This window comes from Xanthomonas cissicola (genome assembly GCF_008801575.1).
Taxonomy (GTDB): domain Bacteria; phylum Pseudomonadota; class Gammaproteobacteria; order Xanthomonadales; family Xanthomonadaceae; genus Xanthomonas; species Xanthomonas cissicola.
In genome coordinates, this window is the sequence record NZ_VZPL01000259.1 from 1 (window position 1) to 356 (window position 356).

Here is a 356-nt window from a genome sequence, read left to right on the forward strand (position 1 = left end):
AACGGTTCATGCGTGTGTAGACCGTATGCCAGTTGCCAAAGCGCTTGGGTAGGCCGCGCCATTTGCAGCCATGCTCGGCAACGTAAAGGATGGCGTTGACCACTTGCAGGTTGGTCATGCTGACATTGCCGCGCTGCGCCGGCAGGCAGTGTTCGATCAGAGAAAATTGTGCTGGCGTGATCTCCATGCCCAATAGTTTAATCGCTCGGGCCATTAGTGTTAACAGGCCCTAAATTCCGCTGCCGCAGATCCGCCAATTGCTGGGACAGGGCGGGCTGAGCTATGCCCGTCGTCGCTTCCAAACTACTTACAGTGAACTCCCCCTGCGACAACTGACAAAGCAGCAGCAGGCGAGA

The 356-nt window shown here is 56.5% G+C and carries 1 protein-coding gene and 1 pseudogene; both read right to left on the reverse strand.

All coding sequences use genetic code 11. The annotated features are described in order from the left end of the window. Positions 1-187 (reverse strand): transposase (locus F7R02_RS25960; RefSeq protein WP_151210039.1); only part of this gene is annotated, 187 nt, incomplete at its 3' end. 43 nt (positions 188-230) lie between these two features. Continuing rightward, positions 231-356: pseudogene (locus F7R02_RS25965) on the reverse strand (ArsR/SmtB family transcription factor); the annotation flags it as partial.